Annotated in this window: 19 protein-coding genes; 5 read left to right on the top strand and 14 right to left on the bottom strand. The window is 39.0% G+C overall.

What is annotated here, in order from left to right; genetic code table 11:
- Positions 1–3 precede the first annotated feature (3 nt).
- Positions 4–774, top strand: coding sequence for a pimeloyl-ACP methyl ester esterase BioH (gene bioH / locus F1325_RS17980; RefSeq protein WP_109373702.1), 771 nt, complete (start codon positions 4–6; stop codon positions 772–774).
- Between the two features lie 46 nt (positions 775–820).
- On the opposite strand, the gene F1325_RS17975 is transcribed toward bioH, so the two are convergent.
- The 6 genes from F1325_RS17975 to yihI form a co-directional block, all read right to left on the bottom strand.
- Positions 821–1,081: an OsmC family protein gene (locus F1325_RS17975; protein WP_244313535.1), complete on the bottom strand. Its 261-nt coding sequence runs from the start codon at positions 1,079–1,081 to the stop codon at positions 821–823.
- A 69-nt stretch (positions 1,082–1,150) separates the two neighbouring features.
- Positions 1,151–1,381 (bottom strand): FeoC-like transcriptional regulator, encoded by a 231-nt coding sequence (locus F1325_RS17970; protein ID WP_100159654.1) that lies wholly within the window; start codon positions 1,379–1,381, stop codon positions 1,151–1,153.
- Between the two features lie 19 nt (positions 1,382–1,400).
- On the bottom strand, positions 1,401–3,728 hold the full coding sequence (feoB, locus tag F1325_RS17965; protein WP_160230789.1) for a Fe(2+) transporter permease subunit FeoB: 2,328 nt from the start codon (positions 3,726–3,728) through the stop codon (positions 1,401–1,403).
- Between the two features lie 48 nt (positions 3,729–3,776).
- Positions 3,777–4,013 (bottom strand): ferrous iron transporter A, encoded by a 237-nt coding sequence (gene feoA / locus F1325_RS17960; RefSeq protein WP_036914344.1) that lies wholly within the window; start codon positions 4,011–4,013, stop codon positions 3,777–3,779.
- 410 nt (positions 4,014–4,423) lie between these two features.
- Complete coding sequence (locus F1325_RS17955) at positions 4,424–5,863, bottom strand: DUF4026 domain-containing protein (protein WP_109373699.1); 1,440 nt, start codon at positions 5,861–5,863, stop codon at positions 4,424–4,426.
- A gap of 225 nt (positions 5,864–6,088) precedes the next feature.
- Positions 6,089–6,586 carry a Der GTPase-activating protein YihI gene (gene yihI / locus F1325_RS17950; protein WP_109373698.1) on the bottom strand — a complete coding sequence of 166 codons (498 nt, stop codon included), beginning with the start codon at positions 6,584–6,586 and terminating at the stop codon, positions 6,089–6,091.
- 188 nt (positions 6,587–6,774) lie between these two features.
- Here yihI and F1325_RS17945 point away from each other — a divergent pair, with 188 nt between their 5' ends.
- Both F1325_RS17945 and F1325_RS17940 read left to right on the top strand, forming a co-directional pair.
- Positions 6,775–8,247, top strand: coding sequence for a glycosyltransferase family 39 protein (locus tag F1325_RS17945; RefSeq protein WP_109373697.1), 1,473 nt, complete (start codon positions 6,775–6,777; stop codon positions 8,245–8,247).
- A gap of 2 nt (positions 8,248–8,249) precedes the next feature.
- Complete coding sequence (locus F1325_RS17940; protein ID WP_160230788.1) at positions 8,250–8,798, top strand: GNAT family N-acetyltransferase; 549 nt, start codon at positions 8,250–8,252, stop codon at positions 8,796–8,798.
- Between the two features lie 49 nt (positions 8,799–8,847).
- Here the strand turns inward: F1325_RS17940 and F1325_RS17935 are convergent, their stop codons facing one another.
- Both F1325_RS17935 and F1325_RS17930 read right to left on the bottom strand, forming a co-directional pair.
- Positions 8,848–9,159 carry a monooxygenase gene (locus F1325_RS17935; protein ID WP_109373695.1) on the bottom strand — a complete coding sequence of 104 codons (312 nt, stop codon included), beginning with the start codon at positions 9,157–9,159 and terminating at the stop codon, positions 8,848–8,850.
- An 80-nt stretch (positions 9,160–9,239) separates the two neighbouring features.
- Positions 9,240–10,598, bottom strand: a complete 1,359-nt coding sequence (locus F1325_RS17930) for an NCS2 family permease (RefSeq protein WP_099076019.1) — start codon at positions 10,596–10,598, stop codon at positions 9,240–9,242.
- Positions 10,599–10,833: 235 nt separating this feature from the next.
- On the opposite strand from F1325_RS17930, the gene F1325_RS19605 reads away from it, so the two are divergent.
- Positions 10,834–11,238 (top strand): DUF1240 domain-containing protein, encoded by a 405-nt coding sequence (locus F1325_RS19605; protein WP_160230787.1) that lies wholly within the window; start codon positions 10,834–10,836, stop codon positions 11,236–11,238.
- 2 nt (positions 11,239–11,240) lie between these two features.
- A complete protein-coding gene (locus F1325_RS17920; RefSeq protein ID WP_109373693.1) occupies positions 11,241–11,642 on the top strand; it encodes a DUF1240 domain-containing protein in 402 nt (133 codons plus the stop codon).
- A gap of 40 nt (positions 11,643–11,682) precedes the next feature.
- On the opposite strand, the gene F1325_RS17915 is transcribed toward F1325_RS17920, so the two are convergent.
- The 6 genes from F1325_RS17915 to pstA form a co-directional block, all read right to left on the bottom strand.
- Complete coding sequence (locus tag F1325_RS17915; RefSeq protein ID WP_109373692.1) at positions 11,683–12,435, bottom strand: amino acid ABC transporter permease; 753 nt, start codon at positions 12,433–12,435, stop codon at positions 11,683–11,685.
- A gap of 2 nt (positions 12,436–12,437) precedes the next feature.
- A complete protein-coding gene (locus F1325_RS17910) occupies positions 12,438–13,175 on the bottom strand; it encodes an amino acid ABC transporter permease (RefSeq protein ID WP_109373691.1) in 738 nt (245 codons plus the stop codon).
- A gap of 107 nt (positions 13,176–13,282) precedes the next feature.
- Positions 13,283–14,122, bottom strand: a complete 840-nt coding sequence (locus F1325_RS17905; RefSeq protein WP_109373690.1) for an ABC transporter substrate-binding protein — start codon at positions 14,120–14,122, stop codon at positions 13,283–13,285.
- A gap of 214 nt (positions 14,123–14,336) precedes the next feature.
- The gene (gene phoU / locus F1325_RS17900) at positions 14,337–15,071 is read right to left on the bottom strand and encodes a phosphate signaling complex protein PhoU (protein WP_109373689.1); all 735 of its coding nucleotides are present in this window, start codon (positions 15,069–15,071) and stop codon (positions 14,337–14,339) included.
- A gap of 14 nt (positions 15,072–15,085) precedes the next feature.
- Entirely contained in the window at positions 15,086–15,862 is a 777-nt protein-coding gene (pstB, locus tag F1325_RS17895; protein WP_006534565.1) for a phosphate ABC transporter ATP-binding protein PstB, read from the bottom strand.
- Between the two features lie 29 nt (positions 15,863–15,891).
- A complete protein-coding gene (gene pstA / locus F1325_RS17890; RefSeq protein ID WP_109373688.1) occupies positions 15,892–16,794 on the bottom strand; it encodes a phosphate ABC transporter permease PstA in 903 nt (300 codons plus the stop codon).
- Between the last annotated feature and the right edge of the window lies 1 nt (position 16,795).

The following is a 16,795-nucleotide window of genomic DNA, read 5'->3' as shown; positions in this document are numbered from 1 at the left end:
ACAATGAATAAATTGTATTGGCAGACAATAGGTGAAGGAAAAACGCATCTTGTGCTATTACACGGATGGGGATTGAATGCACAGGTTTGGCAATCATTAATACCGCGATTAAGCTCGCATTTTACACTGCATCTCGTTGATCTCCCTGGATATGGTCGTAGCCAAGGTTTTCCTGCTCTTACATTAAAAGAGATGGCAGAGATTGTTTTTGCCAAAGCCCCTGAAAATGCAATTTGGTTAGGTTGGTCTTTAGGTGGATTAGTGGCGAGCCGTGTGGTTTTAGATAATCCCAATCATGTACAAGCCTTGGTTACGGTGGCATCTTCGCCTTGTTTTGGCGCTCATGATGATTGGCCAGGTATCAAACCTGAGGTGCTAAAAGGGTTTGAGCAGCAATTAAATGAAAATTTTCATCGCACCGTTGAACGCTTTTTAGCACTACAAACATTAGGCACCCAGAGTGCGCGTGAGGATATGAAAGCGTTAAAATCCGTGGTATTAGAACAACCATTGCCTTCTGTTGAAGTGCTTAATGGCGGATTAGAAATTTTGAGAACTGAAGATTTACGAGAAGAGTTGAAAGCTTTGCGTTGTCCTTTTATTCGTTTTTATGGTTATTTAGATGGGTTAGTGCCTCGAAAAGTGGCTGGATTATTAGATGCTATTTATCCTCAATCACCTTCTGTTATTTTCCGTAATGCTGCACATGCTCCGTTTATTTCGCACCCTGATGAATTTACGCAAGCGTTAATTAATGCTTGTTCTCTTAAGTAATCAATTTATCAATAACTGCCCCAAATAGGGGGCAGTCGTATTTTTCTTACGCCATTACATTTTCAATACTGTATAAAGTTTCACAAATCGGTGGATTTTTGATTGTGTCAAAGACAGGACAAGTTCGCTCAATAAAGGCGATAAATTCAGCAATTTCTTCTTCGCTATTGTCTGCCTGAATAAAGAAGTGAGTGGAAATTTTACTAAAACCTATTTTGGCTTGTTTATTTTTCCCCATAAAACCATCGGTATCTAATTTACCTCTGACTTCAATACGAATATTTTCGAGCTTAAAAAATGTCATCATTAACGATAAGATAAAAAAATCCCTTACCAAGGTAAGGGATTTTGTGTTTAAGCGATATTTAACAAATAGTTAGCGTAATTGATAAAGCTTTGTCTGACATGCGGTGGCTTCAGGACAACTTTTACAACTGCCCGTAAGACAATCTTCTACATCCACCTCTTCAAGCTTACCCATCAATGTGAGCCGCTCTAACATTGCTTGCACCAAAGGTTCAGGCATATTGAGTTGATGGCTGATAAGACGGGCATCGGCTCGACCATTAAGGGCGATACAATCACGTACTTCTATCAGACTTGCCATCTTACTTTTCCTTTGTCACTTAGTGACAACTACCTTTTGAACAACATTGTTTAGACAATGAAGGTTTATTGCTTAAGTTAATTGTTAGGCGACTACGCGCATTACGCAACAAGATAAATAAAATTAAGTTGAAGATAACCACAGCAGCAATCGTTATGCCACTGCTTTGTGGATGTTCACTGAAGGTTGCCACTTGATAGAACAGGGCTGCCAATGAGTAAGCAATATTTAATCCCCAAAGAATAGAGAAAGTCATCCAACCACGGCTTGTTTCACGGGCAATAGCACCCATGACTGAAACGCAAGGTACATACAGTAAAACAAAGATTAAGTAGCTGTATGCCGCAATGCCTGAACCAAATTTAGCGCCCATGGTGCCCATGGTGCCTGTATCCATTTCGCCATCACCTTTACTGGCTTCAATTGGGTTAGAAAGCGCAGCTAGCGTGAAGGTTTCTTTTAAGCTATCCCATGTTTCACCAAAGGCGTCACCAATTTCGCCCCACAGGTCGAATTCTTCAGGATCAAAAGGCTCATTAACAATACTTTCTGCGGTATAGAGGGTATTTAATGTTCCTACTACCACTTCTTTTGCCATTGCACCAGTGACTAAACCAACCGTTGCTTGCCAGTTATCGTTGTGAACACCAATAGGTTGCAGTAATGGTGTGATCACTTTACTGACAGAAGCTAGCGCTGAATCATTGATGTTATCCGCAGGTTTACCTGAGAAGGTAAAGCTGTTTAGCGCACCAATAAACATACTGGCAATAATAATGACTTTACCTGCACGTACCACGAAGCCTTTTAGACGTTGCCATGTTTGCATCAGTAACGTTTTTAGGTGAGGAACGTGATAAACCGGCAGCTCCATCACGAAAGGTGAGGCTTCACCACGCATAATGGTGTGTTTTAGCAGTAAGCCTGTGAGGATAGCAACCACAATACCCAGAAGATAAAGTGAGAAAACAACACTTGCGCCATTTTTACCAAAGAAAGCAGCAGCAAACACAGCAAAAATAGCTAAACGCGCACCACAAGACATAAACGGTGCCATCAATACGGTGATCAGACGTTCTCTTGGTGCATCTAGTGTACGCGCACCCATAATGGAAGGTACGTTACAGCCAAAACCGACAATAAGTGGTACAAATGATTTACCAGGTAAACCCAGAGCCTGCATCAATCTATCCATCACAAAAGCAGCTCGCGCCATATAACCTGAATCTTCAAGAATAGATAAGAACAGGTACATCATCCCGATTTGTGGCACTAATGGCAGAACGGTATTGATACCACCACCGATACCTTGAGCAAGGAAAATGGTCAGCCATTCAGGGAAGTTAAAGGTTGCACCAATCCATTGAATACCATGGATAAAGATAGCTTCAGAGCCACCTTCAAAAGCAGGCTGTAAAGCACCACCAATGTTAATTGCTAGAACGAACATTAAATACATAATAAACAGGAAGATAGGAACACCTAACCAACGGTTTAATATCACTTTATCGATATTTTGCGTCAGAATATTCGGCTTAATGGCTTCCATATTAATCACGGTATGACAGATACGCTCAATATTTTGATAACGGGCATCTGCAATGACTAATTCAGGTTCATTGTTATGCTCGTCCTGAATGCGTTGACGGATCGTTTTGATATCTTCTGTCGTGATTTGGGCGCGTTGATGGGTATAGATATCCCCTTCTAAACACTGTAATGCCATCCAACGACGTTGCTGTAAATTAAACTCATCGTGATTAATTTTTTCAGCAAGTGCCTCGACTTCATTAAGTAACCATATCGGATAAGACGTCAGTAATTCTTGTGGTTTTTTCTTTTCAGCAGGGAAGGTATCAATGGCTTCTTTGAGCTTATCAATTCCCGATGCTTTGGTTGAAACCATTGGAATAACAGGGCAACCCAGTTGCTCTGAAAGTGCCTTGATATCAATTTGCATATCTTGGTGTTCTGCAATGTCGAGCATATTTAATGCCACGATGCACGGAATACCAAGCTCAAGTAGTTGCAATGTCAAATAGAGGTTACGCTCAAGATTTGATGCATCAACCACGTTAATCAGCATGTCTGCTTCATTACTTAAAATGAAATGGCAGGCAATTTGCTCATCAAGCGATGTCTGTTCTGAGATTGTCGTTAAAGAGTAAGTGCCGGGTAAATCGACGAGCTCAATTTTATGATTTGCAGTTGTGAAACGACCAACTTTGCGTTCGACCGTTACACCCGCCCAGTTACCCACACGCTGGCGAGAGCCTGTTAACTGATTAAAGAGTGTTGTTTTACCAGCATTGGGATTACCGATAAGGCCTATAGTGAGAGGAGTCATAATAGTGATGCCAATAGTTGTCTTGCCTGGTTGAATGAGAAATAACGATTATTTTTCGTTATGAACCACTTCGCTAAGATTAATGAGTGCGAGATCTTTTTTTCTCAAAATTAGGGATACTCGGTGCGTTTCTATTTGAATAGGATCACCCAGTGGTGCGATACGAATAACGTTAAACACAGCGCCAGGTAACATACCTAAAGATAATAATTTCTGTCTGTATGCAGGGCTAATCTGAGGTGAGTAGCTCAAGATTTTATAACTGTGATTTGGGATCAGAGACATGATTGTCCTTCCACGAATATTGATACAAAGAATAATGATACTGATAATTATTAATGTGTATGAGAATTCACATAATAATATTAAGGTTAATTATAATAAATATTTTTAATGCTAATGAGAATTATAATTATCCTTATTGGGTATAATTTAGCCTAGTCTATGCATATCTGCACTTGATTTAAATCAACCAGAGAAAAGATATTGAGATGAAAATAGGCTGTTTACCTTATCTGTTACTAGACAAAAACAGAATGTGAAGAGTTGAAGTGTCAATGTAGCAATAAAATAACAATTAATTAATGATATTAACGGGTCACAATATGACAGCAGATTTTAAGGCGATTAGCATGGCGAGCTCTTCATCGTTTTTTAAATGAAAAGCTCGCGTTGTTATTGTAAATACCCGCTAATTAGTGAGTTTGCTGGTGGCTAAAAAGTTGGTAAATATTGTTCGGGGTATAACTATCGTCTTCGTATGAAACGACCCAATCAGTTATTAATGCGGTGTTGATAGGATAGATTTCACCTTCTTGCATATCCTCAACATAAAATGGCACGTTGAGTAATTTTGCATAAACGGTGTCTCCATCACGAGACTGTGGCACAAACCACATATGCTCTAGCTCTTCCTCTTCACCATAAGGAATGCCGAACTTGATCATAAACTGCCACGGGTTTTCAGTCTCTTCGGGTTTGTCTTTTCCTAATAATTTGGAGAGAAAACCACTTTTTTTCTCAACAGGCGGTTGATTGTAGTTATCAAACATAGAAACGAAGTATTCCCAGCGTCGCTTGGCTTTTTCAGACATCTCATAGGTTTCTTCATTGCTACGCAGTAGCATCATCGCTTGTTGCTCTTCATAACCTTTAAAGAAGGTTTCTAAAACAGGATTTTCTTCATTGGTTCTAAATAGCATAGAAGAAGGGTGTTGATGATATTCATCACGATCAGCCAAATCACCCAAGAAAACGCCATTTGGTGCGCCTTCAGTGTCATAACGCATCTCTTCTAAAGGTCTAAGGCTACCAAGAGGTGTTGATTGATTAATATGACGAATACCTTCTTCAAAAGGTAATGCGACAAGATACTCCAAACCTGATGATGTTTGACCACACAGCATCGGTTCACCAAATTCAATTTGGCGATGATTAATACTGTTGTTAACAAAGCAGCGGAAGAGATCAGGAATACCATAGTAAGATTCAAGCATACTTGGAATAACTAAATCGACTTCTGTTAAGCCGCAACGCGCTAATCCATGCGTATGGAACCAAAACATAGTTGGTGGATCATTTTCTGTGTCATAGACAGCATGAATAACATATAAGCTTTCTACTTCAGGATAGAGATCGGGCGTTTCTAATTGAAAGCGTATCCACTCAGGTGTTAATGCTTTACCTGCCGCTGATTCATCTAATGCTAAGACCATTTCAGGTGCGATGATATTAAGAAAATTCAGTTGATGGCGATAGCTTGCTAAAGGATGCAAAGTTTCAGTAAAAAGTGTTTCTAATAATAAGTCTTGAGTTGTCGAATTCGCATGCGCGAGTAGTTGTGGTGTAAGTTCATCAGTCGAATACATTGGACGTATTTCGTAATCTTTATCACGAGGGTAAAGACAGACAAAAAAATGTAACTCGTCATCACCATGTTGGCAGCGATAGAAAAAACCATCGTCAATATTTTCACTTAGATAATTTATCTCACCATCAGTGTAATCGGTCTGTTCTTCTAAGCGTTGTTCAATAAGCGCATAGTTTAGTGGCTGTGCAGGGAAGGCCACTATACGAGAGGGCACTTTTTCTCCTTGCCCGGCTGCGATATCTAAGTACTGCTGTCTGTTATCCATATTTTTTATCACTCGTATATTAAAGATAGAAAAATAGGATATCAGGGATAACAAGAGAGGAATAGATGGAGTTATCTGAGCTTGAGAGGGTTATTTAATCTATTGTTAATAATGAGTATTAATGAAAAGTAAAAGAGAGAGCGAGCTATAAAAAATAACGGATATCAATAAGTTATTGATATCCGTTAGATGTAAGGTAATCAAGGAAAATGATTAGCCTTTTGATTATTTACCTTTCAATAATTGCATGATGTCTTCAGTTTTTTCTTCATCGTCATCATCTTCAAACTCAATACCTAGCTCAACCATTAATTCATCAATGCGATCAAGGGTTTTCTCAGTATAAGCCTGCTCTTCTGCGTTGAGTTTTTCACCGTTTTCAAGACGAGACAGTAATTCATCTAAGCGTGCATCGTTTTCTAATAGGTCTAACTCTTGCTCAGGTGTTAAACGAACGGGCTCTACTTTAACTGGCGCAGGTTTTTTCTTCGCAACTTTTGGTGCATCGCCCACAATCAGAGGGATCGGTTTTTTGCTACCAATACGTGGATCTTTCGGCGCTGTATTGTTCGCTTGCTGTTTATTTTCCGCTTCCTGCTGACGGTTACCGGCAGGATTGCCACGGTGTTTCTTTTGACGTTTACGTTCACGTCCTTCCGCGTTCAGCTCTTCACGCGATTTCTTACGTGCTTTAGCTGCGGGCTTTCTTTTAATCATATTCATAATGGTAACTCGATAGTGATCTTCTTGGTTGCGCAATCTATCAGAAACAAAATTTCAATAAAAGCGCAAATTTAAGACAATTTAATTTTTGCTCACGTACAATGTGCGGTTCATTTCACTATACTTTACTGTGTTGTGACGTCAATTAACGACTAAATTAAATTAATTAACTTAAATTTCTATTTATTATGACATTATCATCTGCACAATTACGTAAACCAGTATATTGGTGGGTTATTGGTTATGCGACTCTTTGGATCTTAGTGAGTTATCTCTTTGACCCTACTGTGCCTTATGATGCCGTTGAGGCTGTCAATTGGGGCACTAACGGAGGGTGGGGCTCCCCCAAAAATCCTTGGTTTGTGGGTTTTATAATGACACCCGCTATTTACGGCGGTATCGATTTTAGCTTTTATTGGTATTTTATCCACTTTATTGTCATTGCTGTTGGGCTACTAGGCGTTTGGAACTTAGCCTACAAGTTGACACAAAATACTAACCTAGCTTGGTTTGCTATGTTGGCGCTTAATTTATCTGGCGTTATCAACTTTGATATTATCCCTTATAACGATAACTATATTCTAGTTGGTTGTTGGGCATGGGCGTTCTATTTTTTCCTTTGTGCGATTAATGATAATCAAAAGTATTGGATTGGTTTCGCTATCGCTATGGGAATTGCCACAATGGGGAAGTATTCATCATTAGCTTTTATTGGTTCTGTGTTTTTATCAAGCCTTTTTGTACCTAAAGTCCGAGCAAGCTATTGTTCTCCTTATTTCTATTTAGCATTAGCTATTTGGTTTGCTTTTGTTATTCCGAATTTTATTTGGTTATGGCAAACCGACTTTGCAGCGTTTAAGTGGGTCGATTCACAAATTGAAAACCGTTTTAATTTACGTACAACGCGCGCGGCACTGACCGTTTTTTATCCTGTGGTTTTAATGTGGGGAATTTTACGTTTTTATGGTGGACGTGTAAGTTGGTCTGCTTCTAAAGATAGCCAATTACTCAATTTTATTTTTCTGTTTCCATTAACGATTATTTTTATCTGGTTTAGTTTTCATGAAGGGGGGCGTATCAGCGAGTGGTTACAACCCTTTATGTCGATTGCGACTGCACTTTTTGTGGGCTCAATTAGTGTAATGCCTAAACGTTCATTACGTGGCGCACTGTATGGTTTAGGTGTTTTTGGTATGTTGGTTGTTTCTGGTTATACAGTCGTTCAAGCCGCTAATGTACGTAATGCAGGACAAAAATTTATTGGTGTAAAAACCTTTGTGCAAGATGTTGAACAAGCTTGGCATCAACATTATCACACGCCACTTGCGTATGTGGGAGGTGAATATATGCATGAATGGGTAACTTTTTATGGTAAAGATAGACCATTATCTTCACAGCCTTGGGTGTTAGAAGAGAATGTGCAACCTCCTAACATTTATAATCGGCATATTACACTTCAACAATTAGAAGAAAAAGGTGTCGTATTGGTAAGTGAAGTTGGTTATTACTGTGAAAAAGCACATTTTGATGAAGGATTAAAGCACTGGCCGAGTTTAAAAATAGCCGATACTCAAGAGATAATGTTCCGTGCTGAACCAGATGCCATTACTGAGCCAGTTTGTATTGCTTTTGTGGCTCCAAAAACACATAAGGAAAAGTAGAGATGCGTTACGCTGATATTCGGGTCGAAACAGAAAGATTGATATTGCGTCCCTTTGAAATGGGGGATGCTGAAGATTGGTTTAAGATCATGAGTTCACCTGAAGTGACGCGCTACTGGAGCCATCTCCCTTGGCAATCACGGCAAGAAGCACAGGAAGATATTATTCAAGATATCACTCATATGGAAAGAAAAGAGTATCTGCGCTTAGCGGTAATTGATAAGGCAACACATACATTAATGGGAATGTGTGTTTTCTTTAACCATTATCCTAATTCACGACGTGGCGAAATAGGGTATTGCCTTGATACAATTTATCGAGGAAAAGGCATGATGAAAGAAGCTATGGTGGCGTTTATTGAGTATCTCTATACACATCTATCTGTTCGCCGTTTAGAAGCGGATATCCACCCAGATAATAAAGCATCAGCTGCGTTGTTAGCGAAATTAGGTTTTGAACAAGAAGGGTATCTTAAACAGCGTTGGATTGTGGGGGATGAAGTGTCTGATTCTGCTATTTTTGGGTTGTTATTGCCCACCAAAGTAGAGTAATTGCAGAAAATAGATAGGCACAAGTGAGATATAACACTTGTGCTTGTCGCTACTTAGCCAAAAAAGAGGCTTGATTTTTTAAGCTTAACGCCTGATTTACTGAAAAAATATCACCACGTACTTCTGGAATACCAAAAGATTTTAATCGAGCACTGTGTTTATCTAAATAAGCTTGAGCGTTTTCTTTTGAATCAAAAAGATAAATACCTCCCGCTTTTTGTGTTTCTTTATTTTCAGTCCAAATCTTCCAAATAAAGCCAGGCTCTTGGTTGATTGATGCAGATAATACATCCATGGCTTGTGTCATTTCATCACCGAAAGGGCCATGATACGGGAAATCTACTTGTAGAAGCACGTGCATAATCACCTCTTTTCTTATAAAAAACGGCACTTTATTGGTGCCGTTTTGTCTGTATCATAATGATCTTAATTTATTGAATATTAGAATAAATTATTCAAATCAATAACATGAGTATCAATTAGTAATATTTTTAAAATAAACAGCAGTGAAACAATCACAACACACAGGTTAATTTCTTTCCAGCGGAATGTACCCACTTTCATTACACAATAGGCAATAAAACCAAGTGCGATACCTTCGGTGATTGAGAAGCTAAATGGCATCATTACCGCAGTGATAAACGCGGGCACTGATTCTGTTAAGTCATCCCATTTCACGCGCGTTAAACTTGATGTCATTAATACACCAACATAAATTAATGCGCCAGCTGTTGCGTAACTTGGCACCATGCCTGCAAGTGGTGATAGGAAGATAGCGAGTAGGAAAAGAATACCAACAACAACTGCGGTTAAGCCTGTACGACCACCAACAGAAACCCCTGAAGTGCTTTCGATAAAGGCAGTGACAGAAGATGTACCCATTGCAGAGCCTGCAACAGAACTTAAGCTATCGACATATAACGCTTGTTTCATTCGTGGAAACTTGCCTTTGTCATCGGTTAAACCAGCTTTATCTGTTACACCAATTAATGTGCCTGATGAGTCAAATAAGTTAACCAACATAAAGGCAAAAATAACACCAGAAAGACCAATATCTAACGCGCCGACAATATCCACTTTACCAACAACAGTGGTGATAGAAGGCGGCATAGCAAAGATACCTTGATATTGAACATCCCCTAAGAGAAGACCAATAACAGTGGTGATAACAATTGAGATAAGAATTGCGGCGTGAATATTACGCGCGGCAAGAATGGCGATAATAAAAAAGCCTAAGGCACCTAATAACACGTTATGAGAGGCAAAGTTACCAATAGTGACGATGGTGTCATTATTCGGAATAATAATACCGGAGTTTTTTAGTCCCATCATGGCGATAAACAGTCCGATACCGCTCGTAATACCAACACGTAAACTCAATGGGATATGGGCAATTATCCAATAACGAATACGAAAAAGAGTCAGTAAAAATAGTCCTACTGCACCCCAGAAAATCGCACCCATCGCGACTTCCCATGAATAACCCATTGCGCCAACAACGACAAAGGCAAAGAAGGCGTTTAGACCCATTGCAGGGGCAACCGCAATAGGTAAATTTGCAACGAGTCCCATTAAAATACTGCCGAAAGCTGCAATTAAGCAGGTCGTCACGAAGACGGCTTTGATATCCATATTCGCAGCAGCGAGGATTTGAGGGTTAACGAAGATAATATAAACCATCGTTAAGAAAGTCGTGATACCCGCAATTAGTTCAGTGCGAGCGTTTGTACCGTGTTCTTGTAGCTTAAACACACGTTGGAGCAAACCCTGTGAACCAGAATTTGGTGATGACATGCTCATAGACAAAAGATCCCAAAAAAAATGTTTTTCGCTTTATCCTACACAAATAAAACCAGAACTGCACCTAAAAAAGTAATCGATTGCGTCTGTAAGGGATGAAATTTAGATAAGCTAGGGAAATGTCTTGTTATTAATAATAGTCGTATTATCTTAAAAATATTAAATTTTTATACAGTATTGATTATAAGTTTTTTCCGTATATTTTATTCCTTAAGGATAGAAAAGGAGATAGGGAATGTCGGGTAGGCGTTTAATGGGAATAATATATCTAGTATCAGGTATTTTATTTGTTATTTTCTCTATAGAGTTATATCTCTCAATAGAGAGCTATATCAATTATTTTCTTCTTGTTGAAAAGTTTCAGTTTTCATTTAAAACATCTATTTTCTTATTTACTGTACCTGCTGTTTTTTATCTTATTTATTTATTGGTCTTTCCATCATCAAAAAAGAGAACCATAGAAAAAAGTAAAAAATTAATGATGTTTTTTCTCATGCTCTTTCTTTTTGGCTATATCTTTAGCTTTTTCTTTTCCAATTATGTTGAAAAAGATCTTCTTTCTAAAGGCTATTTTATTTGTGAAACAGACGATTTTACAGAATCTAATCTCTATGTTAAATCATTCATGATGTGTAATTAATTATGGATACTGAAGTTAAAGATAAAATTTATTTAATCTTATTAATTGTTCTCCCTCCAATCGTTTTTGTTATCTATGCGTCAATTATGGTTTATGCGGACTATTTCTTTTTAGCAGAAAAAATAAAATTTTCTGTTGTCACCGCAAGCATACCTTTTACGCTGCCTTTTGTTTGTTATCTTTTTTCTTTGTTATTGATATCTGCAATAAAAGATAAGTTAATAAAAATTAATAACAAACTCTTTATAGCAACTGTAATGATATTTCTTTTGGGTATTGTATTCGGCATTTTTTTTAATTTATATGTAAGATATGAACTTGTCTCGCAAGGATATTTTATTTGTAAAGAAGGCCCCTCATCTAAATCAAATACTTATGTGATATCGCCAAAGTTATGCCGTTAACAGCATAACTTTTACTTAGAAAATGAGTGCTTTTGAGTGATTAACCTAAACGTTTCTCAATGAATTTCTGTTTTTTAACAGGAAAGATTATTTGCCAAAAAGGACGTTTCTCTTTTTGTGTCGAGAATAATTTAGCCACTCTATTGGCAATAATTTCTAATGAGAAACAGAGAACAAAATAGACGAAGGCCACAAATAAAAAGACTTCCATTGGATAAACCATACTGCGGTTATTGACCTGTGTCGCTAAGAAAGAAAGTTCACCCACACCCACCACATAGGCTAATGAAGTATCTTTGATTAAGGCTATCCACTGATTTATAAATGAAGGCACCATCATTCGCAATGCTTGAGGTAATACGATATGCCATAGGACTTGCCAACGATTAAAACCTAAAGATAATCCTGCCTGCCATTGCCCTTTCCCTATTGCCAAAATACCCGCTTTGACACCATGCGCAATATAAGACGATGTAATCAACGCGAGAGCACAAATCACGGTCGTGATTTCAGGAATTTCCATTCCCAATACAATGGGCAATAGAAAATAGACCCAAAATATCAACATAATCACAGGAATAGCACGGAAAAAGCCTAAAAAAGCTGCAAAAAGGTTAACCCATACACCTCTGAGCATAGCCAGTGCAATACCACCCAATGTACCCAAAATAATAGATGCAATACCCGCAATGATACTGATAAAGACGGTCAGCGCTGCGCCTTCTAAAGGCCCGTCAGGATAAGCACCAAAGAGTAAATACTGCCAGTTATCAGCAATAACAGTAAAGTCCATATTTAATACCCTTGTACTAATTTACGTTGCTGATGCCATTGTCCCCACGCTTCCATCAAGGCTATTGCTGCAATATAAAGAATGGTTGCGACACCAAAGGCTTCAAAGGTACGTAATGATTCGGTTTCAACTTGTCTTGATGCGTAAGAAAGCTCCGCAACACCAATAGCCATAGTCAGTGATGAGTTTTTTATCACATTCATGTATTGACCCAGCAAAGGAGGCAGAGCAATACGAAAGGCTTGAGGTAAAATCACATAACGCATAGATTGCCACTGTGTTAACCCTAGTGCTAAAGAAGCATATTTTTGCCCTTGTTTAACACCTTGAATACCAGCTCTTAGCTCTTCGGCAATAAATGGGGTTGAGTAAAATGTCAGACCTACAATGCCAGCTAAAAACTCAAAAGAAGGCCAAGCAAGCGTTAATCCTAGAAAGGAAATTTCATGAGGTGTATTTAGCCACATCATGGCACTTTGCGGCAGAATTTCTCCCGATGCGAAATACCAGAAGAACAATTGCACTAACAGTGGTGTATTACGGAACAGTGAAGTATAAGCAGTGGCCAACCAGCGTAATGGTGCAAAAGCGCTATCTCTTGCAGCACTAAGGGCGAAGCTCATTAATGTTGCAATGACAATAGTCCAAAAAGAGATAAGCAAGGTGATTAGAAAACCGTTCCAAAGCCAGCTTAAATAGTGTGGCTCCAGAAGGTAATGTGAAAGAAATTGCTCAAACATATAATAGACCTATTGCAGACACCAAACCCCGCAGAAGCGGGGTAGGTGTTTTAATAAAGGAATAACTTTGTTTTTAATGAGAGAAGAAAGTTATTACGCTTTAAGGATCAAGATTGTGGTGTTTGCTCTGATAATGGAGCAAATTTGAAATCGCCACGAGGTTGCGCTGATTTTGTTTCAGGGCCAAACCAACGATTGTAGATTTCGCCTGCTTTGCCTTCTTTTTCTAATCTTAATAGCGTGTTGTTGATTTCGTTGATTAAGCGATCTTCGCCTTTAGCGGCGGCTACCGCTTGGTATTCACGCGTAATGCTAAACGGTGAGATTTCAAAGTCAGCTTTTACAGCATCAGGTAAATTTGCTAATAAACCCACGAGTTTTGCATCATCTTGCGTGATAGCTTGTACGTTACCATTGCGTAATGCAGCGAAAGCGAGTGGTGTATCGTCATAAGAGATAACTTTGGTGTCAGGATAGCGTTCACGTAAAGTGATTTCTTGTACGGTACCTTTATCAGCACCAATACGTAGTGAGTGGATTTGTTCAGGTTTGGTTAAAACACCTTTGCGTGCAATAAATTTTTGCCCTGTTGCAAAGTAAGGTACAGAGAAATCGACTTGTTTAGCGCGTTCATCCGTGATGGTGAAGTTAGCCGCGATCAAATCGACTTTTTTTGAGCTTAACAGTGGAATACGGTTTGCTGGATTAGTTGGACGTAGTTCCAGTTTTACACCTAAATCTTTAGCGATCTCGTTGGCAATATCAGCATCATAACCTGCGAGTTTTTTGGTTTGAGGATCAATAAAGCCAAAAGGAGGATTGCTATCAAAAATCGCGATACGTACTACACCTGCTTTTTTTATATCATCGAGTTTATCTGCTTTTGCAATACCAGAGAAAAGCACAGAGCCTGCAATTAATGCGGTTGCCAAAACACGTAATTTCATATTCACCCCAAAGAAAAAGAATTATCATCGTTATGTTGGATATCACGCTATCAAGTTGTTCTAAGTTCATAAAATAATAAAAGTTGATATCGATATGCTTTTAAGGAATAAGTTGAAAAAAAGCGTTGAGATAGAATGGTATTAATTTATGAGAGAATAAAAAAACAGCGACATTTATGTCGCTGTTTTGAAGAGAAGAAAAAGAGAGAGAAATTTATTTAGTGGCGTTGTTGTCGTCGTTTTTTGTCAGCATTCTTTCTACTTGATCACCACCAAGATGGCGGAAATCATGACCTTTCACGTAATAGAAAATAAATTCACAAATGTTCTGGCAACGATCGCCAATACGCTCAATAGAACGAGCACAAAATAAAGCGGTTAGCACACTTGGAATGGTGCGAGGATCTTCCATCATATAAGTCATTAACTGGCGGACGATACCTTCATACTCATTATCAATTTTTTCATCTTCACGATAGATACGCACTGCTTCATCGACATCCATACGGGCAAAAGCATCAAGAACATCGTGCAGCATTTGTATGGCGTGTTGACCTAACGATTCTAAGCTCACAAGCAGAGGTTGATGCTGGTGTGAAAATTTTTCAAGCGCAGTTTTACAGATTTTTTCAGCAACATCACCAATACGTTCTAATTCAGCGATCGTTTTTGATATTGCCATAATTAAACGTAGGTCACTCGCTGTTGGCTGACGCTTAGCAATAATTCGCATACACGCATCATCAATGGCGACTTCCATCATATTAACGTTATGGTCACCTTGGATCACTTCATTTGCCAAGGCTTGGTCTTGGTTATGCATTGCCATAATGGCTTTTTTCAGTTGCTCTTCGACAAGCCCCCCCATAACCATAAGCTCAGTGCGGATATGCTCTAACTCAGCATTAAATTGACCAGAAATATGCTTATTGTGATTTAAATTATCCATTAATTGCCTCGTTATCAGCCATAACGCCCAGTGATGTAATCTTCAGTTTGTTTTTTCGCAGGACGCGTAAATAACGTATCCGTATCGCTAAACTCGATTAATTCGCCTAAATACATAAATGCAGTGTAATCAGAACAACGTGCGGCTTGTTGCATATTATGTGTCACGATAACCACGGTATATTCTGATTTGAGTTCACTAATCAGCTCCTCAATACGACCAGTAGAGATAGGGTCGAGAGCAGAACAAGGTTCATCCAGTAATAAAACTTCAGGACGGATTGCGATACCACGAGCGATGCATAAACGCTGTTGCTGACCACCAGAGAGACTATATCCACTCTGGTGTAATTTATCTTTGGTTTCGTTCCATAATGCGGCTTTGGTCAATGCCCATTGAACGCGCTCATCCATATCAGCACGAGAGAGCTTTTCAAATAAGCGGACACCAAAGGCAATATTGTCATAAATCGACATCGGGAATGGTGTTGGTTTTTGGAATACCATCCCAACTTTGGCGCGTAATAGTGCGATATCTTGCTTATCTGTCAGGATATTGTTGCCATCTAACAGAATTTCACCTTCAGCACGTTGTTCACCATAAAGCTCATACATTTTATTAAAAGTACGCAGTAAGGTCGATTTACCACAGCCAGAAGGGCCGATAAATGCCGTCACCTTATTTTTGGCAATATCTAAAGAGATATTTTTCAGCGCATGGAATTTACCGTAGTAGAAGTTCAAATCACGAACTTGAATTTTATTTCCTGCGTTATCATTAGCCATAATCATTCAACGTCTCTCTTGCTTAACTTTCTGCGTTAACCGTGCTTGCGTTTAGCAAACAGCACGCGCGCAATAATATTGATAAATAGAACACAGAGGGTGATAAGTAATACGCCAGCCCAAGCAAGCTCTTGCCATTGTGCGAAAGGACTCATGGCGAACTTAAAGATAGTCACAGGTAAGTTAGCTATCGGTTCGTTTAAGTCTGTGCTCCAGAATTGATTTGATAGTGAAGTAAATAACAGTGGTGCAGTTTCACCTGCAATACGTGCAATCGCTAATAACACACCTGTGATAATGCCTGATACCGAGGCTTTTAAGGTGATTTTAGAGATCATCTTCCACTTTGGTGTGCCTAATGCGTAAGCGGCTTCACGCAAGCTATCTGGCACTAACTTCAACATATTTTCAGTGGTACGAATAACAATAGGAATTTGCAGTAACGCTAATGCGATAATTCCAGCCCATCCTGAAAAGTGCTGCATCTGTGCAACAACAATGGTGTAGACAAAGAGCCCAACAACGATTGATGGTGCTGACAGCAAAATATCGTTAATAAAACGGGTAGTTTCAGCAAGCCATGAACGACGACCATATTCAGCAAGATAAATCCCTGCCAGAATACCTAACGGTGTTCCAATAACTGTCGCCCATAAAATTAGTAATCCACTACCGACAATGGCGTTCGCCAATCCACCACCATCAGTATTTGGCGGAGGCGTCATTTCAGTAAAAAGGGCTAACGACATGCCATCAAAGCCTTTTGTGAACGTAGAGAATAAAATCCACGTTAACCAAAAAAGACCAAATGCCATGGTAGAGACTGATAAAAACAGCGCGATACGGTTTTTTTGACGGCGCCAAAGTTGGCGTTTATGGCGTACACGCAATTCACTTTCTGTTTGAACTTGTAATGAAGAAGAGGATGTTTTGGACATA

Origin of the sequence: Proteus columbae (assembly GCF_009914335.1) — a bacterium.
Classification (GTDB): Bacteria; Pseudomonadota; Gammaproteobacteria; order Enterobacterales; family Enterobacteriaceae; genus Proteus.
This window is presented reverse-complemented; position numbering and strand designations above follow the sequence as displayed.

Excerpts from the sequence above, each read along its gene's own strand:
- bioH (WP_109373702.1), top strand. The coding sequence starts at position 4 with ATGAATAAATTGTATTGGCAGACAATAGGTGAAGGAAAAACGCATCTT.
- F1325_RS17975 (WP_244313535.1), bottom strand. The coding sequence starts at position 1,081 with ATGATGACATTTTTTAAGCTCGAAAATATTCGTATTGAAGTCAGAGGT.
- F1325_RS17970 (WP_100159654.1), bottom strand. The coding sequence starts at position 1,381 with ATGGCAAGTCTGATAGAAGTACGTGATTGTATCGCCCTTAATGGTCGA.
- feoB (WP_160230789.1), bottom strand. The coding sequence starts at position 3,728 with ATGACTCCTCTCACTATAGGCCTTATCGGTAATCCCAATGCTGGTAAA.
- feoA (WP_036914344.1), bottom strand. The coding sequence starts at position 4,013 with ATGTCTCTGATCCCAAATCACAGTTATAAAATCTTGAGCTACTCACCT.
- F1325_RS17955 (WP_109373699.1), bottom strand. The coding sequence starts at position 5,863 with ATGGATAACAGACAGCAGTACTTAGATATCGCAGCCGGGCAAGGAGAA.
- yihI (WP_109373698.1), bottom strand. The coding sequence starts at position 6,586 with ATGAATATGATTAAAAGAAAGCCCGCAGCTAAAGCACGTAAGAAATCG.
- F1325_RS17945 (WP_109373697.1), top strand. The coding sequence starts at position 6,775 with ATGACATTATCATCTGCACAATTACGTAAACCAGTATATTGGTGGGTT.
- F1325_RS17940 (WP_160230788.1), top strand. The coding sequence starts at position 8,250 with ATGCGTTACGCTGATATTCGGGTCGAAACAGAAAGATTGATATTGCGT.
- F1325_RS17935 (WP_109373695.1), bottom strand. The coding sequence starts at position 9,159 with ATGCACGTGCTTCTACAAGTAGATTTCCCGTATCATGGCCCTTTCGGT.
- F1325_RS17930 (WP_099076019.1), bottom strand. The coding sequence starts at position 10,598 with ATGAGCATGTCATCACCAAATTCTGGTTCACAGGGTTTGCTCCAACGT.
- F1325_RS19605 (WP_160230787.1), top strand. The coding sequence starts at position 10,834 with ATGTCGGGTAGGCGTTTAATGGGAATAATATATCTAGTATCAGGTATT.
- F1325_RS17920 (WP_109373693.1), top strand. The coding sequence starts at position 11,241 with ATGGATACTGAAGTTAAAGATAAAATTTATTTAATCTTATTAATTGTT.
- F1325_RS17915 (WP_109373692.1), bottom strand. The coding sequence starts at position 12,435 with ATGGACTTTACTGTTATTGCTGATAACTGGCAGTATTTACTCTTTGGT.
- F1325_RS17910 (WP_109373691.1), bottom strand. The coding sequence starts at position 13,175 with ATGTTTGAGCAATTTCTTTCACATTACCTTCTGGAGCCACACTATTTA.
- F1325_RS17905 (WP_109373690.1), bottom strand. The coding sequence starts at position 14,122 with ATGAAATTACGTGTTTTGGCAACCGCATTAATTGCAGGCTCTGTGCTT.
- phoU (WP_109373689.1), bottom strand. The coding sequence starts at position 15,071 with ATGGATAATTTAAATCACAATAAGCATATTTCTGGTCAATTTAATGCT.
- pstB (WP_006534565.1), bottom strand. The coding sequence starts at position 15,862 with ATGATTATGGCTAATGATAACGCAGGAAATAAAATTCAAGTTCGTGAT.
- pstA (WP_109373688.1), bottom strand. The coding sequence starts at position 16,794 with ATGTCCAAAACATCCTCTTCTTCATTACAAGTTCAAACAGAAAGTGAA.